The organism is Gemmatimonas aurantiaca, from assembly GCF_037190085.1.
Classification (GTDB): Bacteria; Gemmatimonadota; Gemmatimonadetes; order Gemmatimonadales; family Gemmatimonadaceae; genus Gemmatimonas; species Gemmatimonas aurantiaca_A.
In genome coordinates, this window is sequence record NZ_JBBCJO010000009.1 from 106,089 (window position 1) to 126,489 (window position 20,401).

16 protein-coding genes are annotated in these 20,401 nt (G+C 66.8%); 4 read left to right on the top strand and 12 right to left on the bottom strand.

All coding sequences use genetic code 11. The features are described from left to right. Positions 1-162: 162 nt before the first annotated feature. Positions 163-1,356: a PP2C family serine/threonine-protein phosphatase gene (locus WG208_RS11860; RefSeq protein ID WP_337171575.1), complete on the top strand. Its 1,194-nt coding sequence runs from the start codon at positions 163-165 to the stop codon at positions 1,354-1,356. Between the two features lie 30 nt (positions 1,357-1,386). On the opposite strand, the gene WG208_RS11865 is transcribed toward WG208_RS11860, so the two are convergent. From WG208_RS11865 to murQ, 3 genes are read right to left on the bottom strand one after another with little or no spacing between them, the layout of a single operon-like run. Continuing rightward, positions 1,387-2,868: a glycoside hydrolase family 3 N-terminal domain-containing protein gene (locus WG208_RS11865; RefSeq protein WP_337171576.1), complete on the bottom strand. Its 1,482-nt coding sequence runs from the start codon at positions 2,866-2,868 to the stop codon at positions 1,387-1,389. Next, the gene (locus WG208_RS11870) at positions 2,865-4,070 is read right to left on the bottom strand and encodes an anhydro-N-acetylmuramic acid kinase (protein ID WP_337171577.1); all 1,206 of its coding nucleotides are present in this window, start codon (positions 4,068-4,070) and stop codon (positions 2,865-2,867) included. Before WG208_RS11870 ends, WG208_RS11865 begins: the two co-directional genes overlap by 4 nt. Further along, on the bottom strand, positions 4,067-5,002 hold the full coding sequence (murQ, locus tag WG208_RS11875; RefSeq protein WP_337171578.1) for an N-acetylmuramic acid 6-phosphate etherase: 936 nt from the start codon (positions 5,000-5,002) through the stop codon (positions 4,067-4,069). Before murQ ends, WG208_RS11870 begins: the two co-directional genes overlap by 4 nt. Positions 5,003-5,124: 122 nt before the next feature. Between murQ and WG208_RS11880 the strand changes: the two genes are divergently transcribed. Further along, positions 5,125-5,889, top strand: coding sequence for a hypothetical protein (locus WG208_RS11880; RefSeq protein WP_337171579.1), 765 nt, complete (start codon positions 5,125-5,127; stop codon positions 5,887-5,889). An 81-nt stretch (positions 5,890-5,970) separates the two neighbouring features. Then, positions 5,971-7,749 carry a gamma-glutamyltransferase gene (gene ggt / locus WG208_RS11885; protein WP_337171580.1) on the top strand — a complete coding sequence of 593 codons (1,779 nt, stop codon included), beginning with the start codon at positions 5,971-5,973 and terminating at the stop codon, positions 7,747-7,749. A 69-nt stretch (positions 7,750-7,818) separates the two neighbouring features. Here the strand turns inward: ggt and WG208_RS11890 are convergent, their stop codons facing one another. Together WG208_RS11890 and WG208_RS11895 are read right to left on the bottom strand one after the other, a co-directional pair. Further along, a complete protein-coding gene (locus WG208_RS11890; RefSeq protein WP_337171581.1) occupies positions 7,819-9,369 on the bottom strand; it encodes an FAD-dependent monooxygenase in 1,551 nt (516 codons plus the stop codon). 340 nt (positions 9,370-9,709) lie between these two features. Next, entirely contained in the window at positions 9,710-10,594 is an 885-nt protein-coding gene (locus WG208_RS11895) for a hypothetical protein (protein ID WP_337171582.1), read from the bottom strand. 169 nt (positions 10,595-10,763) lie between these two features. Between WG208_RS11895 and WG208_RS11900 the strand changes: the two genes are divergently transcribed. Next, positions 10,764-12,527 carry an ABC transporter ATP-binding protein gene (locus WG208_RS11900; protein ID WP_337171583.1) on the top strand — a complete coding sequence of 588 codons (1,764 nt, stop codon included), beginning with the start codon at positions 10,764-10,766 and terminating at the stop codon, positions 12,525-12,527. 48 nt (positions 12,528-12,575) lie between these two features. On the opposite strand, the gene WG208_RS11905 is transcribed toward WG208_RS11900, so the two are convergent. From WG208_RS11905 to WG208_RS11935, 7 genes are all read right to left on the bottom strand, one after another. Next, a complete protein-coding gene (locus tag WG208_RS11905) occupies positions 12,576-13,301 on the bottom strand; it encodes a cytochrome c biogenesis protein CcdA (protein ID WP_337171584.1) in 726 nt (241 codons plus the stop codon). A 60-nt stretch (positions 13,302-13,361) separates the two neighbouring features. Further along, on the bottom strand, positions 13,362-13,853 hold the full coding sequence (locus tag WG208_RS11910) for a transcriptional repressor (protein WP_337171585.1): 492 nt from the start codon (positions 13,851-13,853) through the stop codon (positions 13,362-13,364). Between the two features lie 8 nt (positions 13,854-13,861). Beyond that, entirely contained in the window at positions 13,862-14,608 is a 747-nt protein-coding gene (locus WG208_RS11915) for a hypothetical protein (RefSeq protein WP_337171586.1), read from the bottom strand. Positions 14,609-14,744: 136 nt separating this feature from the next. Next, complete coding sequence (locus WG208_RS11920) at positions 14,745-15,893, bottom strand: aminotransferase class I/II-fold pyridoxal phosphate-dependent enzyme (protein WP_337171587.1); 1,149 nt, start codon at positions 15,891-15,893, stop codon at positions 14,745-14,747. A 60-nt stretch (positions 15,894-15,953) separates the two neighbouring features. After that, a complete protein-coding gene (gene priA / locus WG208_RS11925) occupies positions 15,954-18,272 on the bottom strand; it encodes a primosomal protein N' (RefSeq protein WP_337171588.1) in 2,319 nt (772 codons plus the stop codon). Between the two features lie 20 nt (positions 18,273-18,292). Further along, a complete protein-coding gene (locus WG208_RS11930) occupies positions 18,293-19,321 on the bottom strand; it encodes a dipeptide epimerase (protein WP_337171589.1) in 1,029 nt (342 codons plus the stop codon). 57 nt (positions 19,322-19,378) lie between these two features. Next, a complete protein-coding gene (locus WG208_RS11935) occupies positions 19,379-20,299 on the bottom strand; it encodes a serine/threonine-protein kinase (protein WP_337171590.1) in 921 nt (306 codons plus the stop codon). Positions 20,300-20,401 lie beyond the last annotated feature (102 nt).

The window sequence follows — 20,401 nt, forward strand, 5'->3', positions numbered from 1 at the left end:
GGAGCCGTCTTCCGGACATGAGCGTGAGCTCATTCGGACCCGCCGCCGGGCCGGAGACCTCTTCAAGGCCTTCCGCCGGACGCGCCGCCGGTGCAACCTCCGGCGTTCCCGTTCGTAGGGGCATTCAGCCCCCTCGCTCGTGCCGGCCCGATCTATGATGCTGTGACCGTTCCCGCTTCGAACTCCGAGTCCCTGCCATCGCCCGATGACCGTCGGGTGATTGCCCGTGTGTTCGCGCTCTCCGACGTGGGGCGCTCGCGGGAACACAATGAGGACACCTATCTCGTCGCCGACCTCGAGGCCGGCGCGCCGCTGGATTTCTCCATCGGGTACCACGAGATCACCGCCGATGCACATGGGCTGCTGTTTCTCGTGGCCGACGGCATGGGCGGCGCGGCGTCCGGCGAACTCGCGAGCAGCATGGCGGGTTCCCTGGTGCTCGAGGCCATGCGCGGCCTGTGGACTCCGGCGCGCCCTTCGGTCGAGCATTTCACGGAATCGCTGCGCGATGCCACCATCGGGGCCAACAGTCGCATCCATCAGCATGCCCGCGAGAATCCGGAACATCGCGGCATGGGGACGACGGCCACCATTGCCGGACTGCTCGGCGATCAGGTCTACGTGGTGCAGGTGGGGGACAGCCGCGCCTATCTCGTGCGCGACGGCCAGGCCCGCCAGCTCACCAAGGATCAGTCGCTCATGCAGCGTCTGGTCGAGGCGGGGGAACTGACGCCCGAAGAAGCGGAAGTCAGCGATCGCCGGAACATCATCCTCCAGGCCCTCGGCCCCGAGGCCCATGTCACGGTCGATCTCACGCACCAGCAGCTACGCCGCGGCGATGTGCTGGTGTTGTGCAGCGATGGCCTCTCGGGATTGGTGCGTGCCGAGGAGATTGCGGCCGCCGCGCATGACGAGCCTGATGTGCGCGTCATCTGCAAGACGCTGGTGGACCGGGCGAATCAGCGTGGCGGTCCGGACAACATCACGGTGGTCGTGGCACGCTTCGATGGTGACGGACTCGAATCCCTGGTGCCGCACGACCACTTCGGCTACAACGCGTTTCCTCTGGCGGGAACGCTCAATGACCACACGCGGGAAATGCCGACACCGGCTGCGGCGCCGCCGGCCATCAAGAGCGATCCCACCCCGCGCTTCGGGACACCGACGCCCGTACTCCCGGTGACCGAAGAAGCCGCGCGCCCCACGACGCCGTCGTCTTCGGCTCCCGGACTGGTGGGAGGTGTGCAGCCCGCGCTGGAAGACCGGAAACGTGCCGTGCAGCCGATCTATGCGATGCTGGCGGTGGTTGCGGTGGTCGCGCTGGCCTGGACGGCGTGGCAGCTGCTCGGCGGCTGAAGCCGCCGAGCAGTTGTGGGTTTTGGGGCCCTACCGCTTCCCCTTCAGCAACCCCCGCCCCGCCGCCTGCTGCATTACACGGTCTCCGCTCCAGGCGAGAATGGTGGGATGAGTCATGCCGAGTTGCGTGACCCAGCGCGGATCGCCAAGCCCCACCAGGACGACGCTGCGCTGCAGAGCCTCGGCCTGCTCGATGAGTGTTTTCACGGCGGCGATCGTATCGTCGCGCAGGGTGTGGCGTCCCTTGCCGGGCAGATAGTCGGCAAACAGCGCGATCACGAACGGACCGCCGCTTGCCGGCGTGGGCGTGCTCACGATGCGGGCATCGTTCCCGGCCAGTCGCATCGCGTCCACGATACCGGTGCGATCGGCGCGACGACCATGCACATCGTCGTCGTCATCGACGATGGCCATTTCGGTCACCCCGCCCATGGGCGGAATGGGACCGTGTTCGAAGCGCAACACCTTGTCGGCCAGCAATGCGCCCCACGCGGTGTCGGCGCCACTCGGTCGACGCCAATCGTTCGGCGGCGAGGCCCACTGCGCCCACTTGAGACGTCGGCGCACTGAATGCCGCACACGCTCCGGATCGAGTGTGCCGTCGTCCAGCGCCTTCTCGAGGGCGTCCAGCGCGGTCACGATGTCCCCCGGATCGAGCAGCACATCACATCCGGCCCGGAGCGCCAGCACCGCCGCCTCGGCGGGGGTGCGCGTGGCCGTGAGCGCCGGCAACGTGAGCGCATCGGAGACGAGCAGATTGTCGAACTTGAGCTGCTGACGCAGCAGCCACTGCAGCATCTCGCGTGACAGCGTGGCCGGTTCACGACTGGAGTCGAGCGCGGGATAGGCCACGTGCGCCGTCATCACACTGGCCACACCGCCGCCGATGGCGGCCCGGAACGGATGCAGATCGAGCTCCTTGAGCTGATCGGCCGGCGTATCCACGGTTGGCAGTTCACGATGTGGATCGGTGGTGAGCCGGGCGATGCCGGGAAAATGTTTCGCACACGCCAGCACGCCTTCCGCCTGACAGGCTTCGATCCACGCGGTGACGAGCTGTCCGACCTTGCGTGCATCGTTGCCCAGCGCACGCGTGCCGATGAGCGGATTCTCCGTCAGCATGTCGAGATCGCACACGGGCGCGAGATTCCAGTTCACCCCCATCGTGCGGGCTTCGCGCGCGGTGAGTCGTGCCGCGCGGCGCAGGGATTCGATATCCCCGAGCGCAGTGATGGCCGCGAGCGGCGGCAGACCCGTGGCGCCCGCGAACTGCTGGCCGGCACCACGTTCCAGCTCCGCCGCAATGAGCAGCGGATGCCGCGACTTGAGCTGCAACTCCTTGGCCAGCGCACGCACGCCGTCCTGCTCACCGCCCACGAGTTGAAAACCGCCGACACCGAGAGCGAGCGCCTGCTCGATGAGCGGACGGGCGTCGGCGAATCCCCGATCGGGGGTCCAGCGAATGACCGGCAACAACAGTTGTGCGAGGTCGCGGCGCGACTGTTCGCTCATGACATCAACCCCGGGGCTGCAGGAGTGAGTGCACCAAGCACGCGCGGTGCACGCGCTCCGGTCGCGGCCGGCACATTGCCGGCGCGACCCGTGAGATGGAGATAGCCGAGCAGGGCGAAAGCCACCGCCTCTTTGGCCTCGGCATCGAAAAAGAGATCGTCGAAGAGACGCACCGTGGGTACCGGCCGCCCGAAGCGTTCGCCGTGCCACATGAAAGCGCCTTCGATACAACGTACCAGGAAGGGATTCTTCGCACCGCCACCCGACAGCACCACATCCTGCGGCGCCTCGGGAATCCAGCTGGTGTACTGCGCGCCGATGGTGGCCGCGGTGAAGGCACACGCCGTTGCCACGACATCGGCCGGTGTGCCACCGGCCGCCGTGCATCGCGCCACGAATTCGTCGATGAACGCGGGCGTGAACAATTCCCGGCCGGTGCTCTTGGGCGGCGGCTCGTGGAGATAGGGCAGGTCGAGCAGTTCCCGCAGAATCTGTTCGAGAATGCGTCCCGTGCCCGCGATGGCGCCATCACGATCGTACGGTTGTCCGAAGAGCCGTTGTGTCACCCCATCGATGATCACCACACCGGGACCCGTATCGAACGCCCGCACCCGGGCGTCGTCGAGCGCGATCGTGTCGGTGCTGCCAACGGGCGGCACGATGGTCACGTTGCCGATCCCGCCGATGTTCTGCAGGGCACGCCACGCGGTGGGATGCGAGAAGAGCAGCAGATCGGCCATCGGCACCAACGGCGCGCCCTGCCCGCCCACGGCCATGTCGCGCGTGCGGAAATTGTCGATCACCGCACAGCCCGTGCGTTCCGCGATGCGCGCGGCATCGCCGATCTGCCAGGTGCTGTGTCCGGGTTCGTGCCACAACGTCTGTCCATGCGATGCGATGGCGCCGACGTCGGCGGCACGCACTCCAGCGCCCTGCATCGCGGCAGACGCGGCATCACCGAGCCAGTTTCCCAGATCGACCGCCAACCGGCAATAGTCGCGCGCGGAGCCGCCGTGCATGGCCGCGAGCAACCGTTCGCGTGCCGTCGCGTCGTACGGGTGTTGGGCATGATGCAGCAGCTCGGCGTGCACCCGACCATCGGCATCGTGGAAACGCACGACGGCCGCACTGATCCCGTCGAGCGAGGTGCCCGACATGAGTCCGACGAGAATCGCGCCGTTGTCCGGCGCGTGCGGCGTCACGATGCGCGCTCGCTCACCGGCGGCGGTGCGTTCGGCACCACGCGGCGGATCACCCCCCCCTTCTCGGCGAGCCGGGCATCGGCCGTGGCCGCATCCACGCCCAGCGCATGCATCACGAGCGCACGCTTCACCCGTCCATCGGCGGCCACGAGCAGTGCGCGGGCTTCTTCACGCGGGAGACCGGTGACCTCGATGACGATGCGCTCGGAGCGATCCTGCAGCTTCGCGTTGGTGGCCCGCAGATCGACCATGAGGTTGCCATAACTCTTGCCGATACGGATCATCGCGCCGGTGGTGAGCATGTTGCACACCAGCTTGGTGGCCGTGCCGGCTTTGAGACGCGTGGACCCGGTGAGCACCTCGGGACCGACGATGGGCAGGATACACACATCGGCCGCGTCCCGCATGGCCGGCGGCGGTTCGGAGCAGGCGATGAGTGCAGTGATCGCTCCTCGCTCCCGCGCACGCACCAGCGCGCCGCGCACGTACGGTGTGGTACCGGAGGCCGCGATGCCCACGACGACATCCCCGTCCGCGATCTCGTGGGCGTCCATCTCCGCGGCACCGCCCGCCGGATCGTCCTCGGCGCCTTCGATGGGCGTACGCAGCGCCCGGTCACCGCCGGCGATGAGGCCGATCACCATGTCGGGATCGGTGCCGAACGTGGGCGGACATTCGCTCGCGTCGAGCACGCCGAGGCGTCCCGACGTGCCGGCACCGATGTAGAACAGACGGCGGCCGGCGCGGAAGGCGCGTTCGATGTGGGTGATGGTCGCGGCAATGGCTTCCCGTTGAGAAGCAACCGCCTCCGCCACCAGACGATCCTCGGCATTGATCAGATCGACGATCGCGAGCGGCGAAGCGAGGTCGATGTCGACCGTGCGGGGATTGCGCCGTTCCGTGACGCGGGGATCGAGCGTGGGGGTGTTCACGATGACCTGATTGGGGACAGTCCGCACACGGGCCAGGCCGTGGGTGTCCCCTGCGGAACACGGGCGGTAAGTTGACTGCAGATCGAAAACTAGGACTCAACTTGTCTCGGAGGCAACCCGGAATGCGCGAAGCGGGCGGCGGCGCACAGCGAGAGGTCGGACACGACGCGCGGAGGCGCAGCCGCACCGGCATTCGTCTGTATGCATGCATCGCGCTGGCCCTCGCATGGCTCTCCGGTGCCGTCCCGCTGGCGGCGCAGATTCGCGGTCGCCCGGTACAGCGCCAGAGCAGCCCGTGGTGGTTCTCGGGCGGTGCGGCGGCAACGGTACTGGGCGATATCGCCGATGGCGCCACCCAGTCGCGCTGGCAGTTCGGCAGTGATCCGCTCTGGCAGATGCGTGCCACCATCGAGAAATCCACGGACGAGTTCACCACGATCGGCGTGGCCGCGTCGTACGGCCGCGTGGATGTGACGCTCGTGCCGTTGAACGACCTCGCGATCGGTGCCCCTGATGGCGTGAGCGCCGGCACTCCCGGATGCACGACCGGCTGTGCCGCCGAAACCGAACTGTACACCGCGATGGCGCAGTTCCGCAGCGGCGGTGGACCGGGCTTTCACACGTTCTTCGAAGCCCAGGGCGGCGTGACGGCCTTCCGCAATCTGCGCGTGAAGGCGACACGTGAGGCCGTCGGCACCAAGCGGATGCAAACCGACCTGGGTGGCACGCTGGGTGTCGGGTTCGGCTATACGCTGTCTCCGGGGTTTGCCATCACGCTGGTGCAGGACTTCGGCATGGGCTGGCACGCCAAGGCCGACCGGCCCGAGGGCACCGGCCGCACCTGGCGGGTGCGCAACACCCGGGCATCGCTGCGCTTCGCGCTGTAGGCTTCCCAATATGGCGATCCACGAACGTGGATCACGTCACGCGGGTTCGCCGTACGCCTCTCCTCCCTCCTTCCCTCCCCGATGATCGCTTCACTCGTTTCGGAGCTTTCGCGTCGATCGACCGGTCTGGTCGCGCTGGCCCTACTCGCTGGCGCATGCACCCCGAACGCCGACGGGAACGCGCCTGCCATTCCCGCGCGTGTCGCCGCGACGTTCCCCGAGGGGTGGCGACTGCCATCGGGCGCACAGCCCACCGCCACGGCGTCCAAGGCCATGGCCGTGAGCAACAGCCCGGCCGCCAGTGAAGCCGCGGTGGAAATTCTCAAGGCCGGTGGCAACGCGGTGGACGCGGCGGTGGCGCTGGGTTTCGCCCTCACCGTCGCCTGGCCGGAAGCGGGCAATATCGGCGGAGGCGGCTACACGGTCATTCACATGGCCGACGGCCGCACCGCCGCGATCGATTATCGTGAGATCGCCCCGCTCGCCGCGACGCGCGACATGTATCTCGATGCGAAGGGCAATCTCACCGACAAGAGCGTCTACGGGCATCTCGCGTCGGGCGTGCCCGGTGCGGTGGCGGGGCTCACCCAATTGCTCGGGAAGTACGGCACGATGCCACTGTCCCGAGTCATGGCGCCGGCCATCCGTCTCGCCCAGGAGGGATTTGTCGTCGATTCCGCGCTCGCCGGCTCGATCGCGCGCGCGCAGAAGTCGGTGACGCAGTATTCGCACCACGAGACGCCGTACTTTCCGGGCGGTCAGCCGCTCGCCGCGGGTGCCCGTCTGGTGCAGCCGGAGCTCGCGCGTACGCTGCAGGCCATCGCCGATTCGGGCGCCGCGGGGTTCTATCGCGGTTGGGTGGCCGATTCACTCGTGGCCGAGATACAGCGTGGCGACGGCATCATGACACGGGAAGATCTCGGGCGCTACGAAGCCGTCTGGCGTGACGCGCTCAACACCACGTATCGCGACTACACGCTGCTCTCCATGCCCCCGTCTTCGTCGGGTGGCATCGTCGTGGCGGAGGCGCTCAACATCCTCGAGCAGTATCCGTCGTTGCCGCCCTATGGCAGCACCGAATACTTCCACCTGCTGGGCAGCGCGTATCAGCGCGCCTTCATCGATCGCAACGCGAAGCTCGGCGATCCGGCCTTCGTGAAGGTTCCCATCGAGGAGCTCACCAGCAAGAGCTACGCGCAGAAACTCAAGGCAACCATCGGCACCGCAGCCTCGCGCACGAAGGAGCTGGAGCCGCTACTGCTCACGCCGGAACGTGAACCGCAGCACACCACGCACTACTCGGTGGTGGACGCGTCCGGCAACGCCGTGGCCACGACCACCACGCTCAACAACTCGTGGGGATCGGGTGTGTGGGTGCGCGGTGCGGGTTTCATGCTCAACGACGAGATGGACGACTTTGCCGCACAACCGGGCAAGCCGAACATGTTCGGACTCGTGCAGGGTGAACAGAACGCCATCCAGCCCGGCAAGCGCATGCTGAGCGCGATGTCACCCACCATCGTACTCGACCCGGCGAAGCGGGTGCTGCTGGTGGTGGGCGCCGCAGGCGGTCCGACCATCATCACCGGGACCAGTCAGGTGATTCTCAACGTCATCGACAATCACATGACACTCGCCGATGCCATGCGCGCGCCGCGTGTGCATCACCAGGGGCTGCCCGACTCGCTCACGTTCGAAGCGGGCGGCATCCGCGCGGGGGTGCTCGATTCATTGCGGGCGATGGGGTACGGCATGCGGGAAGTCCGCAGTCTCGTGAACGTGAACGCCATCATGCGCGTGAAGGGCGGCTGGGAAGGTCAGCCCGAACCGCGGCGCAGTGGTGGTGCGGTGGGCTATTGAGACGTCCGGAGCACGGATGACACGTCGCCACCCGTCTGGAATACTTAGGACGGGTGGCGACGCCGGGCTTCAACGCACTCCCGCAATCACGTCGGGGGAAAGCCACCGCGAGAGGGCTTGAACGACTTCGCCGACGTCCGGCTCATCGTCGCTGGCCCACGCCACGACACCATCGGGCCGGACCAATACCGCGTGTAGCCCCAGCCGGTCCTTTGCTTTGCGCTTCGCGTATTCGACCGTGTTTCCCAGACGGTGGCCTATCGTTCGAAGCCCTGGATGGTCATCGAAGTCGAGCAGCACACCAATGCCTTTGTGAAGCAGCACGCCAAGCCGCGTGCCGTCCTCGAACTCGAAGTCCGGACAACTGCGGCCCACCAACGGGTGCTCACCGCCAAGATCGTAGCGCAACGAAACGCCCCACACCCGTTCGGCGAAGTATGTCGCACCGTCGCGCGTGTCGATGAGGTCGCGAACGACGGCCTGCAACGCACGCGCATCCGGTCGCATCAATGCGACCTGCGCCCGCGTCCAGTCGAGGACGCGCGCGCCGATCGGATGTCGTTCGGCGGTATAGCTGTCGAGCAAGCCCTCGGGTGCATCACCGCGAATGGTCGCGGCGAGCTTCCATCCGAGATTCATCGCGTCTCCAATGCCGAGGTTCAGGCCCTGTCCACCCAACGGCGAATGAATGTGCGCCGCATCGCCGGCCAGCAGCACACGTCCTCTGCGATAGGTCGTGGCCTGTTTCGAGCGGTCGGTCCAGGTCGAGGCGACCTGCAATGCGTCGACCGTCACGTCCACGGCCGACACACGACGCAAGACCTCCTGCACGTGCTCGCGCGTCAGTGCATCCGTGCGATGGAATGCACCTCCATCAAAATCGGCGATGGCGATCGTGCCCGGTTGCCACTGCGTGTACATCCCGGCCGATGTGTAGTGACGGCCGAGCGGAAGCATCGAAGGGTCGGCCATGTCGACCTGCACGGAGTATCCCGTGAATTCGGGTTCCGTGCCCACGAACCCGAAGCCGCCCTGCTTGCGCACCGTGCTGCGACCTCCGTCGCAACCCACCAGCCAACGTGCACGCAGATGTCGTTCGCCGGCATGGACGACGACGTCATCGTCCGTCGCCTCGAAATCTTCCACGCCATGGCCACGCCGGATTTCGACACCCAGGGACAGCGCATGTGCAGCCAGCACGTGCTCGAGGTGTTCCATCTCGACGCCCTGTTGCGCGTCCGCGGGACCGGGCAGACGGTACGTCCACCGCGACACGTCGATGTTGGCGTAGTCGAACTGGATGCCCGCGAAGTGACCGGCGGGCCCACGACGCTCTGCCCCCGACGCCGCCGATGCGGGTCTGGGTTGACCGTCACCGCGCGATGACGAGGCAATCTGCTCCAGCAGTCCGCGGCGGTAGAACGCCTCGATGCTCGGTCCCCAGAGTCCGCGCAAACCGAAAGGGAGTCGCTTGAGCGGCGAATGCGGCGTGGCGGATTGCTCCAGTACCAGAACGGAAACGCCCGCGAGGCGCAGTTCGCGCGCCAGGAACAGGCCGACAGGACCGGCTCCGGCAATGACGACGTCGTACAGCGAAGAATGGGAATGCGGGTGGTGCATGAATGGCTCCGGTGTGGGGTCGATGCGATCGTTCCACCGGAGCGTTCCCCGAGCCGGGAATCCACGCCGACGAACGAAGGGACGCATGGCGTCCGTTGTTCGTCGTGGGGATCCCGTGCACGAGGCCAAAGACCAGAGCTTTCGTTACCGAAAGGACTTGGGCTTACCAGACCAAGTCTGCCTTTTCCGACACGAGCATTGTACTGGCGTACGATTGGAGCGGCAACGGGGTGCCTGTCGCGATGGACAGACACCCCGTTGTGTTTTTCGCTATGTGCTGCCGTGTCGCGCTACGAGTTCGGAAACGCCCTGTTCTCGTGCTGACGCGTGCTCGTGTTCGTTACGGCGCCGGTACGGGGCGCACCGTCACCGGGGCGTCGAGCGTGGCACTGATGGCAGCGCCGCTACCCAGGCAGGTATCGAAGTCGGCCGTGGCCGCCGCCGCTGCCGTACCGGCCGCCGCACCAGCCGCCGCACCGATCACCGTTCCCTTGGTGTTCTTGCCGATCACCTGACCCGCGATGGCGCCGAGGATGGCACCGCCGGCCACCTTCTTGGCATCCGTGCCCTTCGACGCGCTGCGCACGCGCTCGGTGCTCGCCGTCTGCACCGTGGCTTCGAGCGGATAGGTACGCCCGCCGTACTGCACGCTCACGAGGCGCACACGCAGGTAGGTCTGATCGTTGGAATTCTTGGCCGTCTTGGCTTCCGTGACTTCGAACGTGGCCGTCGCGCCTTCCGGGATGGTCACGCCGTTGGATGCCTGCACCGACTCGGTCAGCGCGCCGGTGAACTTGTCGCCGGCGGCCACGGTGTTGCTGCACACCTTGCTGTTGGCCACGAACTTGAGCGACGTACCCGCGGCGACCGTGCCCTCCACCGGTGCCGCTGGCGCGGCCGGTGCGGGCGTAGCAGGTGCCGGGGCCGGCGTGCTCGTGCTCGGCTTGCTGGGCGCCGGCTTCGGCGTGGACGGGCGCGTGGCCGGCCGGTTGGGGGCCGGAGCGGCCGGAGCTGGCGTCACCGGCTCCGGAGCCGGCACGTCCTGCAGCTGCGGCTGGACGCTGTCCCGCTGCGCCATGGCCAGATCGCGGCCCAGGGCCGTGTCACTGCTCAGCGCGGCAGAATCGGTCTTGTCGCCGCCGCATGCCGCGAGAGCGGCCAGCGCCAGCGTGGACAGGAGCACCGCCGAGCCAGTCCGGCGGAACGTACGCGTATATTCACCCATGATGAGAACTCCCGGTGGAAAGGATCGTTCTGAAGGATCGTTCTGTGTGTATGGCCGTTGATCCCGGACGCCGCGTGGCCGGCTCGCGGACCCCGGCTTTCGGAGACGCTTCGGAAACCGGAGCGGTCGCGCCTCGCGGATGACCGGAATTAACCAGAGTTCGGCGAGGATGCCAGCGCGTAACACGCTCCGGAGGCTCCTCCCCTATTACCACCCCTACCGGCTCCAGGTTGCGGTGGGGCTCGGTGCCGTGGTGGCGGCGGCCGCCCTAGCCACCCTCGTCCCGTCATTCTTGCAGCGGGGCATCGACGCGATCCGTGACGGAAGTCACCTCAGTGAGGTGGTCACCCTCGGAATTGTGATGCTCATCACGGCCGTGGGGAGCGGGGCCCTGCGGTTCGTCATGCGGCTCCTGTTGAACGGCCTCAGCCGGCGAATCGAGACCGATCTGCGACGCGACGTCTTCGCCCGGCTGACCGCCCTGGATGCGGCGTGGTTCGGGCGGTGGCGCACGGGCGATCTGATGGCCCGCCTGACCAACGATCTGAGCGCCGTGCGCATGGCCGCCGGTCCCGCGGTCATGTATTTCGCCAACACCGTGTTCGGCGGGCTGTTTGCGCTGGTCATGATGGTGCGCATCAGTCCTCTGCTGACCGGCGCGGCTCTGCTGCCCATGCTGGGATTGCCGATCCTCATGCTGCGGCTCGGCAAACGGGTGCACGATCGATTCGAAGCCGTGCAGGGGCAGTTCAGCCTCCTGAGCAGCCGGGCGCAGGAGAATCTCTCCGGCGTACGCGTGGTGCGCGCATATCGTCAGGAAGAGCCCGAGATCGCCCGATATGGCGCGCTGGGCAACGATTACCTGACCGCCAACGTCCGTCTGGCGCAGCTCAATGGCCTGATGAATCCGGGCTTCGCGCTGCTCGCGGGACTGGGGACGGCCGTGACGATCGGCGTGGGCGGACGGCTGCTGATCGCCGACCGGATCACGGTGGGAGGCTTCGTGGCGTTCGGCATCTATCTCGCGATGCTCACCTGGCCGCTGATCGCGCTGGGGTGGACGACCAATCTCTTTCAGCGCGGTGCCGCGTCGATGACACGCGTCCTGGAACTGCTCGACGCCACCCCGGACATGGTGCACGATCGTGGTCAGGAAACCACGCGCGGACACCGCATCGAATTCCGCGACGTGTGGTTCCATTACCCCGCGCGCGATCGGAACGAGGTGGAGCCCCGCTGGGTGCTGCGCGACATCAGTTTCAGCATTCCGGCCGGCGGCACGCTGGCGATCGTGGGCGCCACCGGTTCGGGGAAGAGTGCCTTGATGGATCTCGTACCCCGCCTCTTCGATCCGCAGCGGGGACAGATTCTGGTGGACGGTGTGGACACACAGCTGCTGTCGCTCACCACACTGCGCGCGGCCATCGGGTATGTACCGCAGGAAGCGCTGCTGTTCAGCGAGACCGTCGGCGAGAACATCGCCTATGGTGCACCGGACGCCTCACCGGCGCGCCTCGACGAAGCAGCGGAGATCGCCCAGCTGCGCGACACGATCACCGCGCTCCCCGATGCCTACGACACACGACTGGGTGAACGCGGCATCAACCTGTCGGGCGGACAGAAACAACGCACCGCCCTGGCGCGCGCGCTGGCCCGTCAGCCCGGCATCGTACTGCTCGACGACGCGCTGTCGGCCGTGGACACGCACACCGAAGCGGCCATCCTGCACGCGCTACGCAGTGCACTGCACGGTCGCACGGCGCTCATCACGTCACACCGCGTGAGCGCCGTGCGGGAAGCCGATCACATCATCGTGCTCGAGGATGGCGCCATCGTGGAGCAGGGAACGCACGATCTGCTGCTCGAACTGGGTGGACGCTACGCGGCACTCTGGCAGCGTCAGCAACTGCTCGACGCCATCGAAGCCGCGTAGCCCGGGTTGCAGGACCGGCGACACGCCGGCGATGGCCGTGCCCGGCGTTTACAGCCGCTCGACGAGGAACGCCGGTGTCAGCGGCTGCAGGAACGCGGCGAGTCGCTCGAACCATCCGGTGAACATCAGCACACCGACGATCACCAGCAGGATGCCGGCGATGCGATTCACCCGGCCCAGATTGTGGCGGAACTTCTGGAAGAAGCCCAGGAATCGTTCGAGCGCGAGCGCGCTGAGCAGAAACGGCACGGCGAGCCCCAGCGAGTAGAACGACAGCAGGGTGATCCCCTTCGTCAGCTCCGTTTCGTTGGCGGCAAGCAGCAGAATCGCTCCCAGCGTCGGGCCGAGGCATGGTGTCCATCCCGCACCGAACGCGATGCCCACGAGCACCGTGCCCAGATAACCAATGGGTTTGTCGCTCAGATGAACGCGGCGCTCCTGCTGCAGCGCGCCGAAACGCAGCACATCGAGCATCCAGAGTCCCATGAGGACCATGAGCACACCGCCGACACGCGCGATCCACACCCGGTATTCGCGCAACAACTGCCCGAAGGCGCTCGCCCCCGCGCCGAGTGCGATGAAGATGAACGAGAAGCCCAGCACAAAGAGTGTCGCGTGCAGCAGCGCCGTACGGCGCGCGCGCGAAACATCGTCGAGTCCCATGCCCGTGATGAACGTGACATAGGAGGGTACCAGCGGCAGCACGCAGGGACTCAGGAAACTGAGCAGGCCCGCGGTGAACGCAACGAGAACAGTGAGTGATTCAGGAGCCACGATGGAGAATCCGCGAAAGATGATGAGTCGACGGTGAGCAACGAGGAAATGGGGCAGCCGCTATCGGCTATTGCCCCGTCGACAGCTTCCGCAGAGACCGTGAATCACGAGGCGGTGACGCTGCCGTGAATAGTCGTGCGCTTCCGCCAGCACCGTCGTCATGCGCTCGAGACGTTCATCGCGGAACTCGGTGACCTTGCCGCATACCGAGCAGATGAGGTGTTCATGATTGGGAACCCCACGCGCTGCTTCGTAGCGTTTGAACCCTTCGCCGAAATCGCGCTCCACCACCAACCCGCTGCGCACAAGCACTTCCAGCGTGCGATACACCGTGGCCGTACCGGCACTGGCACCGGCAAGCCGGAGTTCGGCGGCCACCTCCTCGGCCGAGAGGTGTCGGTCGGTACTCAACACCGCGTCGGCAATGGCGAGGCGCTGCGACGTGGCCGGCAGATTGTGGTCACGCAGGAATGCACGGAACGCCCGACGGTCGGCCTCGATGGCCGCGGCGTCCGCGTCACTCGTCGGGTGTCCGGGTCCGGTCTCGCTCACGTCGCGGGTTACCCCAGGGTGACCCGCAGGGCGCGCGCGATCTGCGCCGCGGAATAGCGCACGATCTCGGACTCCTCACCCGCGCGACGCTGCACACCACGCACGACCGTTTCCACCGTGACGAGCGGCGCGTCGGCTTCGGCCTTCACACTGGACTCCCACTTGCCGCGCTCGGGCCCCTTGATGATGTAGCGATAGCGGGCCGTGTACACCGTGTGACGCTCGGGTCGCTCCGGCGGAGTGTCCAGGGCCGCGCTGTCGGCCTCGGCTGCGATGACGGTTTCGTCGAGAACATCGTCGGAGGCATCGTCGACGAGGTTCTCATCCGCTGCATCACCACTCGTCTCTTCGACGTCGGCAACGGCGTCCGGCACACCCGTCGCATCGGCGACGTGGTCGATGACCAGATCCGAATCCGCATCCGGATTCAGGCTCGCGTCGGTGTCGGCCTCCGCCTCCACATTCACGTCGCCGGCCGCCTCCGCTTCGAATGGCAGCTCGGGCTCGACCTCCGGATCGCCGTCGGCCTGCGCTTCGGACACCGTCGAGCGTGCCGCCAGCACGGCAATCCCGGTTTCGAGCGTTCCCTGCCGCAACGGCGAGAACAGGTGCAACTCCTCGATGCAATCCAGCGGGATCTCGGTGATCACCGCGCGCAGAAAGCGTTCGGTGATCTCGGAGACGGGGGCATCGGCGCGATCGGGGAGCGCGGGCGTTACGGGAACGGACTCGGAGAGCTGGGCGTCGTCGGACACAGAGGCGCTGGAGCATTCGTCGGAAGTTCACCGGAGACCGTCGCGCGTCTCCGGCGTGCCCCACATCCGTGAGGCCATGTCGAAAGATAGCCGATTGAGAGGCAATCCTGGTGTCCGGGGCCTCCCTGCCCGCTGCCTACCGCCCCACCGTCAGAATGCCGTCGGCTGCCTGCAGCAGCTTCTCCGACGTCTGCACGAGCGACACCCGGAACTTCCCCTTCCCCGCGTCGCCGAATGCCAATCCCGGCGTCACCACCACCCCCGGGCCCGCCATTAGTGCGTCCACCCACTCCCAGTCGCCGAATCCGGCCGGCACATCGAGCCACAGGTACATCGTCGACGCGGGCGGCGTGACCTCCCATCCACCAGTTCGCAGCGCGGCCACCAGGCAGTCACGGCGCGCACGGTACTCCGCCACGATGGGAGGCACCAGTTCCGCGGCATGCAAAAAGGCGGTGGCTCCGGCGAGTTGCGCCATGGTGGACACGCCGTAGCCGATGTTCGAGCGATAGGCATCGAGTCGGGCAATGGCCGCCGCATTGCCGGCCATGAAAGCCACACGCACCCCCGCCATGTTGAAGCTCTTGCTGCAGGTGTGGGTTTCCACCGCCACGCGTGAGGCGCCCGGCACCTGCAGGACACTCGGCACCACATACCCATCGAACGACAGCTCGCTGTACGCGAGATCACTCAGCAACAGCACATCGTGCGCCTCGGCGAAGGCCACATACCGCGCCAGTTCGTCGAGCGACACCGATACCGTGGTGGGGTTGCCGGGATAGTTGATGATCATCACCCGCGCCCGACGGGCCTGATCCGCGGTGATGGCATCGAGATCGAGCCGTCCATCGGGCAGAAAGGGCACGAACACCGGTTCCGCGCCCGCCAGCAGCGTGGAGCGCGTATACACCGGGTAGTACACCTCGGGCACCAGCACCACATCCCCCGGCCCGGTGTGGGCGAGGACGAGTTCCGCGATGCCTTCCTTCGACCCCGCCAATGCCAGCAGTTCACGCGCAGGATCGATCGTCACACCAAAACGGGTTGCGAGATATCCGGTCACCGCCGCGGCGAACTCGGGATGTGACTGAAAGTGCGGATACCCACTGAGCGCCCGATCAGCCGCCACACGCTGCATGGTCTCGACGACGACTGCCGGTATCGGACCATCGGGGCTGCCGATGCCGACATCGATGAGCGTCTTTCCCGCGGCACGGTACTTCGCGCGACGGGCGTCGAGTTCGTAGAAGACGTAGGGCGGAATGCTGGAGAGCGTGTGTGACATGGGTTTGATCTGGCGGGTGAATCTGCAGCACTCTGCAACATATCACCGACAGGCGGCAGCCTACAGCAAGGATACCGGATCCCGGTCCACGACCAGACGCAATTCGGCGACACGGCGCTCGCTCTCACTGCCTGCGGGACACCGTTCGGCCACGTATCGCGCGATGCGCGTCAGGGTGCGCGCCTGCGTGGCCTTGACGAGGAAGTGCCACCGCCAGCGATCCTTGATGCGATCGATGGGACATGGAGCAGGGCCAACCAGTATCACGTCGGTCACGGCGAATCGTTCGAGCAACCGCCGCACCCACGCCGCCGCATCGATGGCGGCCTTCGCCACGGTATCCTGGCGCGTTCCGCTCACCAGCACATTGGCCAGCGATACGAAGGGCGGATAGGTGGGCATGCGCCGCGCTTCCAGTTCCTCGTGCACGAAACCGAGATAGTCGTGCGACAACGCATGGCGCACGGCATGCGCGCCGGGCATGCGTGTCTGCACGATCACCTCACCGCCCTTGGGTCCGCGTCCCGCGCGTCCCGCCACCTGGCTGAGCAACTGGAACGTGCGCTCGGCGGCGCGGAAGTCGGGCAGATTCAATCCGGTGTCCGCATCCACGACACCCACGAGGGTGACGTTCGGAAAGTCGAGCCCTTTGGCGATCATCTGCGTGCCGAGCAGGATGTCGACCTCGCCGCGCGCCACACGATCGAGGATCTGCGTGTGCGCCCATTTGCCGCTGGTGGTGTCCACGTCCATGCGGGCAATGCGCGCGTCGGGGAATCGCTCCGCGACGAGACGCTCCACCTGCTGCGTGCCAAGCCCCCGTCTACGAACGGACTCGGCGCCACATTGCGCGCAGTGCGTGGGCACCGGCGCCTGATACTGGCAGTAGTGGCAGATGAGCGCTTCGGGGATCCGGTGATACGTGAGTGAAATGCTGCAGTGCGGACACACCTGCACATCGCCGCAGGCCTGACACTGCATGTAGGCCGCATAACCGCGGCGATTGAGCAGCAGCAGTGTCTGCTCTCCACGCACATAGCGGGACTCGATGGCCACCAGCAGCGCGGGACTCAACACGCCCAACATGGGATCGGGCGGGGCATGCGGCGCGCGTTGGGCCCGCGCGATCTTCGTCACGGCGCGCATGTCCACGAGATGCACGGGCGGCAGTTGCGCTCCACCGGCCCGGTCGGGAAGCGTGAGTCGCGTGGCAAGACCACGATCGGCGCGCTCCCAGCTTTCGAGGCTTGGAGTGGCGCTGCCCAGAACCACCAGCGCCCCCTCGGCGCGCGCCCTTACGATGGCGGCTTCACGCGCGTGATACCGCGGCGTTTCCGCCTGCTTGTAGCTGCCTTCGTGTTCTTCGTCGACGATCACCACGCCGACCCGTTCCAGCGGCGCGAAGAGTGCCGAACGGGCGCCCACGGCGATGCGCCGTTCACCGCGACGCAACGATTGCCATGCATCCAGGCGTTCGCCGTCGCTGAGCCCCGAATGCAGCACCGCCACGTCGTCACCGAATGCCCCGCGGAACCGGTCCACCGTCTGCGAAGTGAGCGCGATTTCCGGAACCAGCACGATGGCCGTACGTCCCGGTTGACGCAGCACGGCGCGCAGCACCTCGATGTACACCAGGGTCTTGCCACTGCCCGTGATGCCATGCAGCAGGAACACCTGCCCCGGGTCCCCCGCCAGAATGGCCCCGATGACGGCACGCTGTGCGGCACTGGGCATGGGCGGCGGTGCGACTCCCTCACGATTCACGAAAGGATCGCGTTCGAGCGCCTCCTGCCGGATCTCCACCAGTCCGCGCTTCGCCATGGCGTTGATGACACCGGCCGAACAACCGGCCTGCGTGAGCAACGCATCGAACGGAGCGACGCCGCCCTGCGCTTCGAGCAGATCGTACACCGCCCGTTGCTGCCGGGCGCGTGCAAACATCTCCTCACGTTGCAGCAGTGACGGCAGCTCCTTCACGAGACGTACCACACGCTGCGTCTTCACCGAAGGCACGGGGGCCCTGGGTTGCGACAGCAGTGTCGGCAACATCGCGCGCAGCGTCAGACCGATCGGTGCGGCATACCAGTCGGCAATCCACCGTGCCGTTTCGAGAAGCGGCGCCGGCAGCGAAGGCCCGGTGTCGACCACCGCGGTGATCGGCTTGAGCCGGACATCGGGCGGTGGTTCACTGGCGCCAACGCAGATGCCGATCTCCGCGCGATTGCGGAACGGCACGAGCACCCGACTGCCTTCGACAATCGGCCATGCCACTCCCTCCGGCACCGCATAGGTGAAGGTGCGAAAGAGCGGAACCGCGAGCGCCACTTCGATACAGCGCTCGATACGCCGCGGCGGTGTCATGCCAGACCCGTTCGCCATGCCGGACCGTGTGCCGTGGTTCACCCGCCGCGGCGCACGACACCGAGTCCGGGTCGATCGCCGAGCGTCACCCGTCCATCGGGGATGCCGGGCCCGTCGAAGGGATCGTCGGACAGCAGCGCCGCACCGTCGAGATCCGCATCGTCGAGCAGCGGCGAGAAGTGGGCCGCGGCGGCAATGCCCAGCGTCGTTTCGATCATGCAGCCGCACATCACGCGCATGCCGTGTGCACGGGCCACGGCGATCATGCGCAGTGCCTCACGCAACGAGCCGCACTTCGCGAGCTTGATGTTGACGCCATCCACGATGCCTTCGAGCTTCGGGATGTCGCTGGCCACCAGGCACGATTCGTCGGCCACGACGGGAATGTTGGAGCGCTCACGGACGAAACGCAGCCCGGCCAGATCCTGGGGAGGCAGCGGTTGCTCGAGCATGTCCACGCCCACCTCGTTCAGGACATCGAGCATGCCCAGCGCCTGCTTGGGCGTCCATGCGGCATTGGCGTCCACCCGCAGCTGCGCACGCGGCGCCTCCTCGCGCACGATGCGCAGCACGTCACGATCCCACGACGAGCCCAGCTTGATCTTGAGCAAGGGGTAGTGCGCCGCTTCGCGCACCCGCGCGCGCAGCGTGGCCACATCGGGGGCGATACCGATGGTGAAGCTGGAAAGCGGCGTGGCCTGCGCATCGAGCCCCCACAGCTTCCACAACGGCACACCGAGCCGGCGTGCGGCGAGATCGTGCAGCGCCGCGCTCACCGCGCACCGCGCCGCCGCGTTCCAGCGCATCGCCTTCTCGATCTCCCGTTCGATCGCGTCGATCGACCAGGCATCGGCGTCCGCCAGCACGGGGGCAAAACGCTGCAGCGCCACCATCACGGTGTCCGCCGTTTCCCCATAGTACTTGCTCGGAGACGCCTCTCCCCATCCTTCCGCGCCGTCCTTGTCCACGAGCCGCACCCACACCACCTGATACTCGCTCTGTCCACCCCGGGCGATGATGAACGGGTGACGCGTATGAACCGTGACGATCTCGGCGTGCAGTTGCATGGGAGCGTGGGTGAGTGCGGAAAATGGGGATGTCGCCAGGCAATATCGATGCGCGCGTCAGAGCGGTGTCAGTCCGGAAGCACGCGCGGTCCTGGCGTTCCGGAAATCCACACCACCCGCCGTGGCCAGGAACTGGATCAGGGCATCGGCCAGTTCGAAGCCGCGGTCGTATCGTTCCGCCGCCTGTTTGGCGAGGCACTTCATGACGATGGCGCTCAGCGCGGCCGGCACGCGGGTATCCACCTGATCCGGAGCCACCGGCGCCTCGTGCACGTGTTTGTACCCCACGGCGTAAGAATCCTCGCCATCGAACGGCGGATGTCCCAGGAGCATCTCGTACAACAGCAGGCCCACGGCATACAGATCGCTGCGTCCGTCCACCAGCCGCCCCATCGCCTGTTCCGGCGACATGTAGTGCGGCGTGCCCATGGCCCGCCCACTGGCCGTCAGCCGTCCATGGAACCGCGCCGTGGCGATGCCAAAATCGGTGAGCGCGACATTGCCGTCTTCGTCGAACAGGATGTTGTCGGGCTTGATGTCGCGATGCACCACGCCGTGGCGATGAGCGTAGTCGAGCGCACAGGCCACCTGCGTGGCCACCGAGGCCGCAGTGGTGGCGCTCACCGTCTTGCGTCGGGACAGCAGATCGGCCAGCGAGCCGCCGGCGTAGTACGGCATGGCCAGATACTCGATATCCCCCGACGTGCCCATGTCGGCGATGGCACAGATGTACGGGTGCACGAGTCGCGCGGCCGCTTCGGCTTCGCGCCGGAACCGCTCGCGCATCTCCGGCTCCTGGGCCAGCGTGCGATGCAGCACCTTGATCACCAATGGCCGCCCCAGCACGGTGTGGCGCGCGAGATAGACATGCGCCATGCCACCACTGCCCAGCCGCTTCACCACCGTGTAGCGATTGCCGGTGGCGTGGCGCAGCTCGCGCAGTTCCTCGTCGGGGATGTCGATGGGTGGGGCCGACACCTCGGGGAGCGGCGCCCCACAGCGCGTGCACCGGGCGGCAACCGCCCGATTCCAGGTCCCGCAGTCAGGACAGAACATCGTGCAACGGAAAGGAGAGAAGGC